Genomic DNA, 13,728 nt, shown 5'->3' with positions numbered 1-13,728 from the left:
CTAACTATGGCACACGTAGAACTAACCGACCTCGTAAAGGAATTCGACGACGTTACGGCAGTTGATGGCATCTCGCTGGACATCCCCGACGAAAGTTTCACTGTCCTCGTCGGCCCGTCAGGGTGTGGGAAGACCACGACTCTGCGCCTCATCGCGGGGCTCGAACGGGCGACCGACGGTGAAATCAGAATCGGCGAGAATGTCGTCAACGACGCTCGCGCATACGAGCGGGACATCGCGATGGTGTTCCAGAACTACGCGCTGTATCCGCACAAGACGGTGCGGGACAACATGCGGTTCGGGCTGGAGCAACACGACACGGACGAAGAGATCATCACCGAACGAGTCCGAGAGACAGCGGAGCTGCTACAGATCGAAGAGTTACTGGAACGGCGGCCGTCGGAGCTATCCGGCGGTCAGCAACAGCGGGTCGCGCTGGGCCGCGCAATCGTCCGTGACCCGGCAGTGTTCCTGATGGACGAGCCACTGTCGAACTTAGACGCGAAGCTCCGCGTCCAGATGCGCGCCGAACTGAACAAACTTCACGAGGAGCTCTCGACGACGACTGTCTACGTCACCCACGATCAGGTGGAGGCGATGACCCTGGCCGACCAGATCGCAGTCATGGACAACGGGCAGATACAGCAGGTCGGCGAACCGACGCACGTGTACTCGAACCCGCGGAACATGTTCGTCGCCGGATTCCTCGGCTCACCGAGCATGAACTTCCTCGAAGGCACGCTCGAAGAGTCGTCTGCCGGCAAGTTCGAACTGGACCTCGGCGGCGCTATCCACAACGTTCCCGACGAGTTCACCGATGCGCTCAGCTCGTATCTCGGAGACCGCGTGACGCTGGGCATCCGCCCGGAGAACATCGCGCTTAATCAGGACGGCGTCCCGGCGAACGTCCACCCGGCAACAGTGGAGGTCGTCGAACCGCAGGGCGAGAAGACCGTACTCGAACTCGAACTCGAAACCGGCCAGAGCATCAAGGCCGCAGTTGACCCCGACACGACGGTCGAGATGGGGGATGCGGTGAACCTCCGGTTCGACAGGGACTCGCTCCAGTATTTCGATCCCGCCACGGGCGAATCGCTCACGTACGACGCGAAGATCGAACAGCAGGCGACGATCTGACGATGGCTATGGAACTCGCCGATAGGATGGCACCCGCCGATATGCTCGTGTTCGGGACTGCGTTCGGGCTGGCAGGCCTCGCAGTCTTCAATTACGCGACCGGTGTCTACGGCGGCGCAATCGTCAGCAGTGTCGGGACAGTCGTCACGACGCTGTTTGGTGTTTTCACCGATTAGTACTGGGAGAGAGTTTTTCATGAACGTCTACATACTGAATGATATACCCCTAAACGCCGTCGAGCAATCTCGCAAATCACTAGACTGTGTCGCCGGCCCTGAGAGCAGGGCCGATTCTATTGAAAGAGATGATACGAACTAACACATACATCAGTCGGAGGCCACCCTCACCTGCAGAGTCCGGGCCCGCTGTACTAGAACATGATTCCTGATGAACGACGGAAAGAAATCGTTCGACAAGTAAACAGATCGGATCGGGTCACCGTCGAAGAACTCACCGAAGAGTTCGGTGTCTCCGAGGCGACGATCCGACGAGACCTCTCGTCACTCGCAGAAGACGGGCTTATCGAACGGTTTCACGGCGGTGCCCTTCCGGCGTCGGAGAAAGACGGGTCCAGTACGGCCGATAGTATCGACAACCCAAGTGGCAAGCGGGCTATCGCTAAGCGCGCCGTCGATGAACTGAGCGACGGCGACGCCGTCTTCTTCGACACAGGGCCGACAGCGCGCGAAATAGCGAAAGCCATCCCGGAGCAGTTGTCGCTGCTTGCCGCGACGAACTCACCGGAGAGCGCGTTCGAACTCCGCGAGACTTGTGGCGAGGTCAAGGTCGTCGGCGACTCACTGCGCCAGACCTCGGACGCGCTCGTCGGTCCCAGCGCCGAGTCATACCTTCGGAAAACGAACTTCGACATCGTGTTTCTCGAAACCGATGCGGTCCAGATCGATGGCGGTCTCTCCGTCTCGAACGAAGACGAAGCGCGCATCAAGACACTGCTCTGTGAAGGCGGCCGACACGTCATTCTGGTGGCCGATGGGAGCAAACTGGACAGTCAGAGCTTCCGCGAGTTCGCGACTGTCGAGGATATTGACATGTTCATAACGGACGTGTCGCTGAGCGACGAGATGCGGGCAGTGTTCGAGCAGGCGAACGTCGCGGTGATCGACAATTTGCTGGCCGTTCCGTGATCCTATCCCTGTCTAAAATCTGCTTTCCTCCAGCGTCAGGCGAACGCGACCGGAACGCTGCTGGCGTCGTCGTCGGCTTCGATTTTCTCTAAGGCGTCGTGGAGGTCGGCCTGCTGGACCGTTGTTCGGCCGTCGCGGATGGCGAACATCCCAGCCTCGGTCGCCAGTGAGGCCAGTTCCGCGCCGGAGAGGCCGTCAGTTTCGGTGGCAAACGCGCCCAGGTCCACGTCGTCGTCGAGGTTCATCTCCTGCGTGTGGATTTCGAGGATGCGCTCGCGGCCTTCGACGTCGGGGTTCGGAACTTCGATGAGGCGGTCGAAGCGGCCAGGGCGGAGGATAGCCCGGTCGAGCATATCGAAGCGGTTCGTCGCGGCGATGATACGGATTTCCCCGCGCTCGTCGAAGCCGTCCATCTCCGAGAGCAGTTGCATCATCGTCCGCTGGACCTCGGCGTCGCCGGAGGTCTTCGACTCCGTTCGCTTGGCTGCGATGGCGTCGATCTCGTCGATGAAGATGATAGCCGGTTCGCGCTCGGCGGCAAGCTCGAATAGGTCTCGGACCAGTCGCGCGCCCTCACCAATGAACTTCCGGACCAGTTCGGAGCCGGCCATCTTGATGAACGTCGCGTCGGTCTCGTTGGCGACGGCCTTCGCCAGCATCGTTTTCCCGGTGCCGGGCGGGCCGTGTAACAGGACACCGCTTGGCGGTTCGATACCGACCTCACGGAACTGTTCGGCGTTGACGAGCGGTTCCTCGACGGCCTCTCGGACCTCACGGATCTGTTCTTCGAGGCCGCCGATGTCCGAATAGCTCACGTCCGGCGAGCCATCGACCTGCATCGCCTGTGCGCGGGCGTCGGTTTCGGGATCGAGGATCTGTTTGACGCCGAAAGAGTCGTTGATGGCGACGCGGTCACCGGCCTCAAGGCCGTCACGGATAGACGGCGAAACTTCCGTCAGCACTTCCTGATTGTTGCCGTGCTGTTTGACGACGACGCCGTCGTCGGTCAGCTCCTCGGCTGTCGCGATGTACAGCGACGAGGTTTTGAGCGTCTCGTTTTCCCGTTCGAGCTGGTCGACCTCGTCCGTGAGGTCGTGTTGCCGGTCACGGGCAGCGTCGAGCTGTTCTGTCAGCTGTTCGTTGACCTGTACTATCTCTTTGAAATGTTCCCGGAGTGCCTCCAGACGCTCGTCAGGCGTCATATCGGGATCAAGTTCCAACCGTGGTCGTTCCGGAAGCGAGGGACTGCGCGACATTTGGATGGTCGGTACTATACGGTTGAGACACAAAGTGCCTTCGGGTCACAGGGGGTGAAACAGTTATCCGTGTCGAGACGGGGCTGTACCGTTCAGTTAGACCGGTGGCTCGACTAGCCGGGCAGGCACCGAATAGCTACTGACCGCCCTACAGCAGCTCGGCGAACTCATCGAGGTAGTCGCTGTACGTCGAGAGCGCGGACTCGACCGGGTCCGGACTGGCCATGTCGACGCCGGCGTCGCGCAGCAGTTCCAGCGGGTACTGCCGCGACCCGCTCCGGAGGAAGTCGATATACCGCTGGGCAGCGGGCTCGCCGTCATCGAGGATGCCGTCGACAAGCGCGACGGCCGCCGAGATGCCGGTCGCGTACTGGTAGACGTAGAACGCCCGGTAGAAGTGCGGGATGCGCATCCACTCGCGGGTGATGCGGTCGTCGAGCACCGCCGGCTCGTAGTAGTCGCCTTTCAGCTCCCGGTAAAGGTCGTCAAGCCGGTCGGGCGTCAGCGGCTCACCGGCCTCAGACATCTCGTGGGTGCGGTGCTCGAACTCGGCGAACATCGTCTGCCGATAGAGGGTGGAGCGGAACCGTTCGAGGTACTCGTTGAGGATGTGCCGGCGGAGGCGTTCGTCCTCGACGGTGTCAAGCAGGTGGTGGGTCAACAGCGTCTCGTTGACAGTGCTCGCGACCTCGGCGACGAATATCTCGTAGCCGGAGTAGACGAAGGGCTGCTCCTCGCTGGTGTACTCCGAGTGCATCGAGTGGCCGAGTTCGTGCGCCAGCGTGTACATCGACTCCACGTCGTCCTGATAGTTCATCAGGATGAACGGCTGGGAGTCGTAGGTACCGCCGGAGTACGCGCCGGACTGCTTGTGCTCGGTCTCGTAGACGTCGACCCACCGCGAGTCTAGCCCGTCTGCGAGCCGAGACTGGTAGTCATCGCCCAGTGGTGCGACAGCTTCGGTTACGTACTCACAGGCCTGTTCGTACTCGATTTCCGGCGATTCCTCCTGAACGAGTGGGGTGTAAAGGTCCCACATTCGGAGTTCGTCGGCCCCGATTGACTGGCGTTTGAGGTCGGCGTGGCGGTGGAGCGTATCGAGGTTGTCGTGGACGGTGTCGACGAGCGTGTCGTACACCTCAACAGGGACGTTCGGGCCGTCCAATGCTGCCTCGCGGGCGGTGTCATAGTCGCGGGCGTTGGCCATCTTCACATCCGTCTTGACGGCGTTCTTGTAGGCCGTGCCGACGGCGTTGCGGACGGTCTCCCACTCGTCGTAGAACGCCTCGTAGACGCGCTGGCGGAAGTCGCGGTCAGGGTGTTTCTGGAGCGTCGTGAAGTTGTTGAGCGTGATCGGCTGCTGGTCGCCATCGGGGTCCTCGACGGTCGGGAACGTCATATCGGCGTTGGCCAGCATATTGTACACCTCGCCGGGCGCGCCGGTGACCTCGCCGAGTTCGGCGAGGAGGTTCTCGACCTCGGCCGAGCGGGTGTGGTCTTTCATCCGGAGCACGTCGTCGAAGTAGTGCTCGTAGGGCTCCAGCGCCGGTTCCTCGTCGACCATCGCCTCGATGTCGTCGTAGTCCAGATCCTGCAGTTCGGGGTCGAGGAACGAGGCCGCCGAACTGGCCTCTGACGAGAGTGACTGTGAGCGGGCGGTCAGTGCCTGATACGTGTCGTCGGTCGTGTCCTCGTCCCGTCGCATTCGGGCGTAGGCGGCGACGTTCGAGACGGTCCGCATCAGGTCCTCGTAGGTCTCCAGTGTCTCTAGCAGAGTCGCAGCGTCCTCGGTGGCCCGTCCCTCGTAGGCGGACAGGTCCTCGATCAGTTCCTCCGCCTCCTCGTAGGCGGCCTCCCAGTCTTCGTCGGTGGCGTAGAGGGAGTCGAGGTCCCACTTGTACGCCTCATCGATGTCGCTCCGTGCGGGTACCGAACTCATAGCCCGCTCTTGGGACGGGGCCGAAGTAAGCCTTCGTTTCGGGAGCTACAGCCCGTCGGTGATGTGGTCGGCGACCCGTGCAGTTGTTCTGGCGGTCGCTCGCCGGCGGGCGAAGACCGTTCGGGCGTCAACCGCGGCGTCTTCGTCCCGGGTGAAGCGCACGTTCGGGTAGCGGACGTCGGTCAGCACCAGCGGTTCGGGCGGGGCCGGTGGAACCCCGTCGGGGCCGCTAACGGGTTCCGGCGAGAGGATGCGGTCGACCTTCGAGAGCGGGGCCGAGCCGTCCGCGACGGCCGCCGCGAGCGAGACGAGTCGGCGAACCAGCTGGCGGCAGAACCCGCCGGCCGTAAGCTGGACGACGAGGAACTGACCGTCCCGGGTCCAGTCGATGGCGACGGTCCGCTCAGTACCGGTCTCGTCCGTGGTAAGATTGTGGAAGTCGTGTGTCCCGGCGAGCGCGTCGACAGCGTCGGCCCACCGCCCGTCGTCGACCGGTTCGTGTTCGGGTCGGTCCGCATCCGCCGGCGCGTACAGGTAGTAGGTGTAGGTGCGCTCGGCGGCGTCGTGGGTTGCGTGGAAGTCCTCGGGAACATCGGCGCTGGCCCACACGCGAACGTCATTTGGGAGTTCGCCGTTGAACGCCGCCGGTGAGAGCCACGCTGGCGCGTCGAAGGCGACGGTCTGTGTCCGCGCAGAGACGCCGGCATCAGTCCGGCCGGCGGCCGCGTACCGGTCAGGCAGCCCCTCGCCACGCTCACAGACACCGAGGCGGACGAGCGCTGAACGCAGTCGGCCCTCGACGGTGTCGACGTCGGGCTGGCGCTGGAACCCGTGATACGGTTGGCCGTCGTAGGCCACGCGATAGGCGCGCATACCGATTTGTCGACTGCGAACCACTTGTCTCACCCGAATCTCAGTCGCTGGGAAGGATAGACGAACTTAGGCGTCCTGAGGACAAAGACGGGGGTATGTCCAACGCCGCCGCGGCGGATCACGACTTCCCTCGCCCGCCCGAAACGTTCACCGACCACGACGGGCGGACGGTGACAATCGAGGCCTATGACGGCGACATCGACCCACTGGTGGAGATGTATGCTGACTTCGGGACCGACTCCCGGTCACAGGGCGTCCCACCCCGGACCGAAGCAGACATCCGCAACTGGCTGCCAAACCTCGTCGAAGACGGCCTGAACGTCGTTGTCTGGCACGAGGATCAAGCCGTCGGCCACGCCGTCCTCGTCCCGTATCAGGACACGTCGGAGCTGGCAATTTTCGTCCACCCGGACTACCAGCACGCCGGCATCGGTTCACAGCTCATCCGCGTCCTGCTTGGCTACGGGCAGGAGAATGGACTCGACCGCGTCTGGCTTTCGGTCTCGAACACGAACCACGTCGCCCGGGCACTGTACGAATCAGTCGGCTTCGAGACGATCGCCAAAGAGCGCGTCGAAATGGAGATGCAGCGGGCGCTCTGAGCGGACGGCTCCACACAGCGATAAATAGCGGCTACACAAAAACTGTGTATGGACCTCGCCTCGCACCCGGAGACACTGATTTGTGCGGAGTGTGGCTCGACAATCGAGGACGCGGGCTACTTGCCGGCGACAGAGCGGGACGAAACGTACCACCCGCTGGTCGACGCGGCGGTCTGTGACGCCTGTGGCTTCAACGACCTCGGAATGACCGGCTGTGCGCCCGAACTCGACGACGTGGTCGATCCGGGCCCGGACGATGCGCTTCTGCACGTTCGCCTGACCGACAGTGATCTCGAGGTCGTTAGCTCGAAGGAGTGAGGCCGCAAGTGCCTCGACTGCACACGCACCCGCGGTACGGCCAGAGGGCGATGACTCGCCAGTTCACTCGGTTTCGAGGCTGACTTCCCTGTCGGTCTCACCGGTCGTGTTCTCTGCCTCGCTGGTCGCTGAGAGCGATTCGGTCTCCAGCAGGCGGTCCAGCCGCCGCTCGAACTCGCTGTCTGTCAGTTCACCGCGGGCGTAGCGCTCTCGGAGGTGATCGACCGGGTCCACCGTCGGTTCCGTTGCGTTGGGTGCATCGGTTTCATCCTGGGCTGTCTCGTCTTCCGGGGACTCGATCATCGGTAGTTTCGAACCCAGAAGGGCGACGAGCGGGGCCAGAATGAACCAGCCGAGGATGATCGACACCGGTGCAATCGACCCGCCAAGGCCGGCCGCACCTGCGAGCATAGCAAGGCCCGTCGACAGTATCGCGATGGTCGCGACGAGCTTCCACCTCGGGAGAGCGATGGAGGGGAGTGTCATGTCGACCACTCAACACGCTGGTCGCAAAAAGCTGCTGTCGTGGGCCGGCCGCTCAGCCGTGTTACTCTGCGAAGTCCTCGAACGTCGGCCGGTCGTAGTCGCCGGGGAACGCCGAGAGCGGGACGCTGACCTGCTCGCCGTCCTCCATCTCCTTGAGCGTCACTTCGTCGTTTTCCAGGTCCTGCTCGCCGACGATGACGACCGTCTCGGCGTTGATGCCGTCTGCGTACCCCATCTGCGCGCCGAACGAGCGGTCGGCAACGTCGCTCTCGACGACGTGACCCCGCTCGCGCAGGTCACGAGCGATGCGGGCCGCGGTCGGGCGCGTGTCGCCGACCTGCAGGACGTAGTAGTCCGTCGACAGCTCCTCGGCGGGCCAGACGCCGGCGCGCTGGCAGAGGAGTTGGAGCGTGGCATGGCCGGGCGCGAAGCCGACGGCCGGCGTCGGCTGGCCGCCGAAGCCCTCGATGAGATCGTCGTAGCGGCCGCCGCCAAACACCGAGCGGGACACCTCGCCCGTCGAATCGAAGCACTCGAAGACGACGCCGGTGTAGTAGTCCAGCCCGCGCGCGGTCGTCAACGAGACGGTGAGGTGCTCGCGGACGCCGAAGTCCTCGGCCGCGTCGAGCACTGCCTGAAGGTTGTCGGTCGCCTCGCGGACATCCTCGGAGCCAGTGAGGTCCGCGAGCGCGTCGATTTCCTCGGCGTCGATCTGCAGCATCTCGTCGAACTTGTCGGCCTGCCCGTAGTTGAGCCCCGCTTCGACGAGCGCATCGAGGTAGTCGTCGTGGTCGACCTTCGCCCGCTTGTCGACCGCGCGTATCGCCTCGGGCACGTCCACGTCGGCCCCAAAGGACTCCAGCACGCCAGCGAGGATGTCCCGGTGGGAGACGCGGATCTCGAAGTCCTCGCCCGTTAGCCCGAGGTCAGTGAGCATATCCACGGCAACGGCCAGAATCTCGGCGTCGGCCGTCGGCTCCGCCGACCCGAAGATGTCGACGTTGGTCTGGTAGAACTCCCGGAACCGCCCTTGCTGGGGCTCCTCGTAGCGCCAGAACGGCCGCGTCGATACCCACTTGATCGGCTTCGAGAGCTCCTGTTGCTTGGCGACAAACATCCGCGCAACGGTCGGCGTTAGCTCCGGCGTGAGCGCGACCTCGCGCCCGCCCTTGTCCTCGAAGCTGTACAGCTCCTCGACGATCTCCTCGCCGCTCTTGTCGACGTACATCTCGGTCGGCTCCAAGGCCGGCGTGCCGATCTCCCGGAAGCCGTAGCGCTGTGCGACGTCTTCCAGCGTGTCCATGGCCCACCGCCGAGCCTGCATCTCCTCGGGGTAGAAATCACGAAAGCCCTTGACGGAGTCGTACATGTCCGCGTCTACAGCAAGGGCGCGCTTGAACCTGTTCGTTCACGCTGACCAGACCCACGAACCATGGGCCGGTACCGCCCGGTAGAGAGTGGCTAAACTGTCTGTCACGACTGTCTCTGCCAATGGACTGTGAGGAGGGGCGGGCATGGCTAGCAGACGCTGGCGGTAAGCGAGCTAGAGGCTGACTATGCGGTGAATGGCCCGTATTAGAGAACGGACAACAAAGAGACGCTCCACCGAGTGTGGCTGTATGGGATGGGCAGTGAATCGGTGGGGACATCGCGGGGTGAGACAGTGACACAACGATTCGAGACGGGGGTTCGAGCACTAGACCGGAAGCTCAACGGCGGCATTCCGACTGGAAGCCTCGTCACACTGCTTGCCGAACCGGCGAGCCAGGCGGAGCTGTTCCTCTCCGAGTTCGTCGCCCGGCAGGAAACGGTGTATCTCTCCGGCGAGCAGGCACCCACGACGGTCACGTCGGCGCTGCGGTCACAGCGAGGGTCCTACGACGATCTCGCAGTCAGCCAACTGGACCGGGAGGCCCCGGTCAGCGATGCGCTCGCCCACGTCGAGGAACTCACCGAAGGGTCGCTCCTCGTCGTCGACCCGGTCGAACCGCTCGAACGCGCAAACAAAGGAGAGTTTCGGGCCTTCCTTGAAACGCTGCAGGCCAGACTCACACAGACAGACAGCGCCGCGGTCCTGTACGCGCTCAAACACGACAGGACGCCGTCGCAACGACACCGAACGGAGTACACGAGCGACGTCGTGCTCGACCTCGAAACGAAGCGACGCGACGACGCCATCGAAAACAGGCTCTTTATCCCGAAGTTCCGCGGGGGCCGCGCGCTCACTGAACCGATATGCCTCGACCTCACTGACCGCATCAGCGTGGACACCACCCGGGATATTGCTTAGTTTGACGGGCACACCGCAGACTCGAACCGCCAGCGGCTATCGCAGGCCCTGGACGCGGGACTGCGTGTGCTCGGGGAACACGTCAGCCACGGCACCCTCGCCGTAGCGCTTCCGCAGGAGTTCGCGGAGTTCGACCTCGTAGTCGGCCTTCGGAATCTCGGCGCTAGGGCCGCTCTCGACGACGAGGCGGTCGGCGGCCATCGCGTCGATAGCACCGCGACCGATGCCCGCAAGCGGCGCGAGGTAGTCCACGTCGAAACGGTCCTCGATGCTCTGGGCGAGCGGGCGGTCCACCGTCGGCACCCGGTCGTCGCGGCGGGTGCCGTCAGCCACGGCGTCGAGTGTATCGAGACCGTCGGCATCGGCGACCCAGTCGGCGCGGGCGACGGTTTCGACGGCGTGCTCGTGGACCCGCTGGATGCCATTTCGCGGGTAGCCGTCATCGAACATCTGCTTGACGGCGTCGTGGGCCACGTCCGGGTCCAGATCGACCGTCACGTGATCGAAGCCGACGGCTGTTGCGCTCTCCTGTGCAGGGTCGGTGTCACGGACGCCGAAAGAGCCGCTGACGAGCGTCACGTCATAAAAGGGGTCAAGCAAAAGCGCCGCCAGCGTCGAGTCTTTTCCGCCGCTGTACAACAGAGCACAGTGCATCTACCGGCGCTTGATATCGAAGCTCTTGGAGTCGGGCGTCAGCTCCGAGAGGAGTTCTTTCATCTGGTCCTCGTCGATCTGGCCCTGCACGCGACCGCTACGTGCCAGCGCGACGACTTGCTGTTCGATCTGTTCGCCAACCTGCGGTTTCGACATCTTGACCGTGTTGAGCCGCTTACGTGCGCCGTCAGTAAGGTTCTGTTTGAGGACGGCCTGTTTCTGGGCTTCAGCCTGTTGTTGCGCGGCCTCCTGGCCCTCGCCCTCGCCGCCCTGCTGTTCCTTGAGCTGCTCCATCTTCTTTTTTCGGAGCTCTTCAAGTTCTTCCTCGCTGGGGTCGCCACTCATAGTTGTATCAACGTACTGGTGTCGGTCGGAAAACGATTTCGGAGCAGGGGCTACGGAACGAGAAAAACAGCGAGAAAGGCGCCAGTTACGCGTAGCGTTCGAGTTCCGGACGGTCGAGTTCCGTCAGGAGGTCACCTGCGGTGTCATCAAGGAGGCTGCGACCGTCACCCGTGACACGGCGGCCGTCGTTTTCGCTGGTCTCGACGTAGCCGGCGTCTTCGAGCTGCTGGAGCGCCGTCCGGATGATGTTGCCCGAGCCCTTGGTCTTCTGGTGGGGGCGGACGCGGTAGCGGGTCGTCCCCTGCTTCGATGTACCGTACTCGGAGCGGAGGGCGTTAACGCCGACAGGACCGTCGACGGCGACCTTTCGGAGGAGGCTGGCGGCCCGTCGCGTCCAGAAGTCCTCCTGCTCAGGAGGGAGTTCGCGGTCGACACCGGTCTTGGTGAACTCGGCCCAGTCCGGCGCTTCGATGTCGTCTTCGTCTGCGAGCGTCTCCGTGAGTGCCTCGATGAGTTCCTCGGGGGGAACGTCGTAGAGTGTAGCCATTGCAGATTTCTTTCCGTCGCCGTCATTTAAACGCGTCGTTCGCAGTCGGCGGGCGTGAACCGTTCACTCGCCCACAGGGCAGCAATGCTCCCACTCCCATCAGGAGTCGCGAGGGTCACTCCTCTGGCGACGCGGCCCGGTCGACGCCGAGTGCAGCGGCGACACCGCCGCCGATAACAGTCGGCAGCAGGTAGCTCCCAACGCGGTGGATCAGCACCGCAGAGGTGGCGAGGGCGGCCGAAACCGGGGCTGTCGAGACCAGCAGCGTCACGAGCACCGTCTCGATAGCCCCAGACCCGCCGGGAAGCGGTACGACACTGGCGATGCTCCCGACAGGGACGACAAGCAGGACGACCTCGACCGGGACTGGTGCCCCAACGGCGTACAGCGACGTCCACAGCGACGCCGACAGGCAGACCCAGCCAAACGCTGAGAGCCCAAAGGTCTGGAGGACCGTCCGCCGGTCGGTCGCGATGCGCTCGATGGCGGAAAAGAACCCCTCGATTCGTGCCTCGATGTTTTCTGCGGACGGCGGTGACCATCGGGGCACGACGTTCGACAGCGCGGTCAGAGCCGGTGAGACACCGCGAATGACCAGCGCCTGAACCCGGTCTCGGTGTCGCCAGCCAAGGACAGCAGCAGTGGGGATGCCGACCGCGAGCACCGCGACAGCACCGGCGGCAAACGCCAGGTTCCGGGTCAACTGGACCGCACCGGCTGCGACGAAGGTGAAGCCGACGATGGCGTACCCGACTGACGGCAGGAAATGGACCGTGTCGACGGTGGCGATGGCCGCCAGCCCGGTCTCGTACTCGGTGTCGGCAGCCGTCGAAATGAGCAACGCGCTCACTGGCTCGCCACCGGCTTGCCCGAAGGGCGTGACGTTGTTCGAGAACACGGCGGCGACGAACACGAGGACGGCGGTGCGTGGCGCCACTGGCGCGCCAAGCGCCTGAAGAACCGTCCACAGCGCTAGCCCCCACGAGACGAGCCACAGTATGGCGATGCCTGCGACGGCGAGAAGCGCCCCTGGGTCCGCCGTCGTAAGCGCGTCCAGCGTCTCGCCGATGCCGACAAGCCACACCAGCCCCGAGAGGACGGCGAGCGCTGCCGCGAACCCGACGACCGTCGCCACCCGGTTCCCATCCATGTGGATGGGATTGGCAGTCTCCGATTTCAACCCACCGACCCTGTCTCGCCGGCGGATATCCGCGGGGGTTTTGCCCCGGGAACCCGACGACGGGGTATGGACGAGCGGGCCGCACTCGCTGACCTCGCCGACCGACTTCCCGACGCAGGCGACGACTGCGCCGTCGTGGACGGGCAAGTCATCACGACCGATATGCTCCACGAGCGGACGGACTTCCCGGCGGGGACGAGCCGCTACACGGCGGGCTGGCGGGCCGTCGCCGCCTCGCTGTCGGACGTTGCGGCGATGGGGGCCGAGGCAACGGCGGCGGTGGCCGCGTACGGCGCGCCGTCGTTCGACGCGGACGAACTCGCGGCGTTCGTCGACGGCGCACAGGACGTGTGTCACGCGGTCGGCGCGGAGTACGTCGGCGGCGACCTGGATAGCCACGACGAGTTCACCGTCGCGTCGACGGCCATCGGCTCCGCAGCTGAGCCGGTTCGTCGCTCGGGCGCTTCGCCCGGCGACGCGGTCTGTGTCACCGGAACGCTCGGCCGGTCAGCCGCCGCCCTCAAACTGTTCGACCGTGGCGACACCGACCGGGCGAACGAGCTATTCCAGTTCGAGCCTCGCGTCAGTGCGGGCGTCGCGCTCCGACCGCACGCGACAGCGATGATGGATTCGAGCGACGGGCTGGCCCGCTCGCTGCACCAGCTAGCCGAGGCCAGCGGCTGTGGCTTCGCTATCGAAGCGCCACTGCCGATAGACCCGCAGGTCGACACGTTCGCGGAGACGGAGCAGGAGCGCAGAGATCTGGGTGTGTTCTTCGGTGAGGACTTCGAGCTGGTGTGTACGCTGCCTGAATCCGACGTGCTCGAAGCCAGAGAGGCCACGCCGTGCCCGCTCCACCGGATCGGAACGGTCACCGAGGACGGCGTGACGCTCAATGGCGAGCCGCTTCCGGACCAAGGGTACTCACACTGAGAACAGCCACAGCGACACCGCCT

At 64.1% G+C, this 13,728-nt stretch carries 16 protein-coding genes; 7 read left to right on the top strand and 9 right to left on the bottom strand.

Features of this window, described 5'->3' with window-relative positions; genetic code table 11:
• Positions 1-6: 6 nt before the first annotated feature.
• The 3 genes from G9463_RS11450 (at position 7) to glpR (ending at position 2,282) form a co-directional block, all read left to right on the top strand.
• Positions 7-1,137, top strand: a complete 1,131-nt coding sequence (locus G9463_RS11450) for an ABC transporter ATP-binding protein (RefSeq protein WP_004964477.1) — start codon at positions 7-9, stop codon at positions 1,135-1,137.
• Positions 1,138-1,139: 2 nt separating this feature from the next.
• Positions 1,140-1,313: a hypothetical protein gene (locus G9463_RS11445; RefSeq protein ID WP_004964478.1), complete on the top strand. Its 174-nt coding sequence runs from the start codon at positions 1,140-1,142 to the stop codon at positions 1,311-1,313.
• Between the two features lie 201 nt (positions 1,314-1,514).
• Positions 1,515-2,282 (top strand): HTH-type transcriptional regulator GlpR, encoded by a 768-nt coding sequence (gene glpR / locus G9463_RS11440; protein WP_004964479.1) that lies wholly within the window; start codon positions 1,515-1,517, stop codon positions 2,280-2,282.
• Between the two features lie 35 nt (positions 2,283-2,317).
• Here the strand turns inward: glpR and G9463_RS11435 are convergent, their stop codons facing one another.
• From G9463_RS11435 to truA, 3 genes are all read right to left on the bottom strand, one after another.
• Complete coding sequence (locus G9463_RS11435; protein WP_004964481.1) at positions 2,318-3,538, bottom strand: proteasome-activating nucleotidase; 1,221 nt, start codon at positions 3,536-3,538, stop codon at positions 2,318-2,320.
• Between the two features lie 148 nt (positions 3,539-3,686).
• On the bottom strand, positions 3,687-5,477 hold the full coding sequence (gene pepF / locus G9463_RS11430) for an oligoendopeptidase F (protein ID WP_165896771.1): 1,791 nt from the start codon (positions 5,475-5,477) through the stop codon (positions 3,687-3,689).
• Between the two features lie 45 nt (positions 5,478-5,522).
• Positions 5,523-6,350, bottom strand: coding sequence for a tRNA pseudouridine(38-40) synthase TruA (truA, locus tag G9463_RS11425; RefSeq protein ID WP_165896770.1), 828 nt, complete (start codon positions 6,348-6,350; stop codon positions 5,523-5,525).
• A gap of 95 nt (positions 6,351-6,445) precedes the next feature.
• Between truA and G9463_RS11420 the strand changes: the two genes are divergently transcribed.
• Together G9463_RS11420 and G9463_RS11415 are read left to right on the top strand one after the other, a co-directional pair.
• Positions 6,446-6,952 carry a GNAT family N-acetyltransferase gene (locus tag G9463_RS11420; protein ID WP_165896769.1) on the top strand — a complete coding sequence of 169 codons (507 nt, stop codon included), beginning with the start codon at positions 6,446-6,448 and terminating at the stop codon, positions 6,950-6,952.
• A 48-nt stretch (positions 6,953-7,000) separates the two neighbouring features.
• A complete protein-coding gene (locus G9463_RS11415; protein ID WP_165896768.1) occupies positions 7,001-7,270 on the top strand; it encodes a hypothetical protein in 270 nt (89 codons plus the stop codon).
• A 63-nt stretch (positions 7,271-7,333) separates the two neighbouring features.
• Here G9463_RS11415 and G9463_RS11410 read toward each other — a convergent pair whose 3' ends face one another.
• Positions 7,334-7,756, bottom strand: a complete 423-nt coding sequence (locus G9463_RS11410; protein WP_165896767.1) for an SHOCT domain-containing protein — start codon at positions 7,754-7,756, stop codon at positions 7,334-7,336.
• A 61-nt stretch (positions 7,757-7,817) separates the two neighbouring features.
• The gene (gene hisS / locus G9463_RS11405; RefSeq protein WP_165896766.1) at positions 7,818-9,125 is read right to left on the bottom strand and encodes a histidine--tRNA ligase; all 1,308 of its coding nucleotides are present in this window, start codon (positions 9,123-9,125) and stop codon (positions 7,818-7,820) included.
• A gap of 255 nt (positions 9,126-9,380) precedes the next feature.
• On the opposite strand from hisS, the gene G9463_RS11400 reads away from it, so the two are divergent.
• Complete coding sequence (locus G9463_RS11400) at positions 9,381-10,046, top strand: ATPase domain-containing protein (RefSeq protein ID WP_165896765.1); 666 nt, start codon at positions 9,381-9,383, stop codon at positions 10,044-10,046.
• A gap of 36 nt (positions 10,047-10,082) precedes the next feature.
• On the opposite strand, the gene G9463_RS11395 is transcribed toward G9463_RS11400, so the two are convergent.
• The 4 genes from G9463_RS11395 to G9463_RS11380 form a co-directional block, all read right to left on the bottom strand.
• Positions 10,083-10,700, bottom strand: a complete 618-nt coding sequence (locus G9463_RS11395) for an alpha hydrolase (protein ID WP_121303857.1) — start codon at positions 10,698-10,700, stop codon at positions 10,083-10,085.
• The gene (locus tag G9463_RS11390; RefSeq protein ID WP_004518409.1) at positions 10,701-11,045 is read right to left on the bottom strand and encodes a DNA-binding protein; all 345 of its coding nucleotides are present in this window, start codon (positions 11,043-11,045) and stop codon (positions 10,701-10,703) included.
• A gap of 85 nt (positions 11,046-11,130) precedes the next feature.
• Entirely contained in the window at positions 11,131-11,592 is a 462-nt protein-coding gene (locus G9463_RS11385) for a 30S ribosomal protein S19e (protein ID WP_004964492.1), read from the bottom strand.
• Between the two features lie 115 nt (positions 11,593-11,707).
• A complete protein-coding gene (locus G9463_RS11380) occupies positions 11,708-12,742 on the bottom strand; it encodes a lysylphosphatidylglycerol synthase transmembrane domain-containing protein (RefSeq protein WP_127013712.1) in 1,035 nt (344 codons plus the stop codon).
• 96 nt (positions 12,743-12,838) lie between these two features.
• Here G9463_RS11380 and thiL point away from each other — a divergent pair, with 96 nt between their 5' ends.
• Positions 12,839-13,705, top strand: coding sequence for a thiamine-phosphate kinase (thiL, locus tag G9463_RS11375; RefSeq protein ID WP_165896764.1), 867 nt, complete (start codon positions 12,839-12,841; stop codon positions 13,703-13,705).
• The last annotated feature ends 23 nt before the right edge of the window (positions 13,706-13,728 follow it).

The sequence above is a fragment of the Haloarcula sp. JP-Z28 genome (assembly GCF_011440255.1).
In the GTDB taxonomy this organism is placed as follows: domain Archaea; phylum Halobacteriota; class Halobacteria; order Halobacteriales; family Haloarculaceae; genus Haloarcula; species Haloarcula marismortui.
Note: the sequence above shows the minus strand (reverse complement) of the source record. Positions and strands in the feature narration are given on the sequence as shown.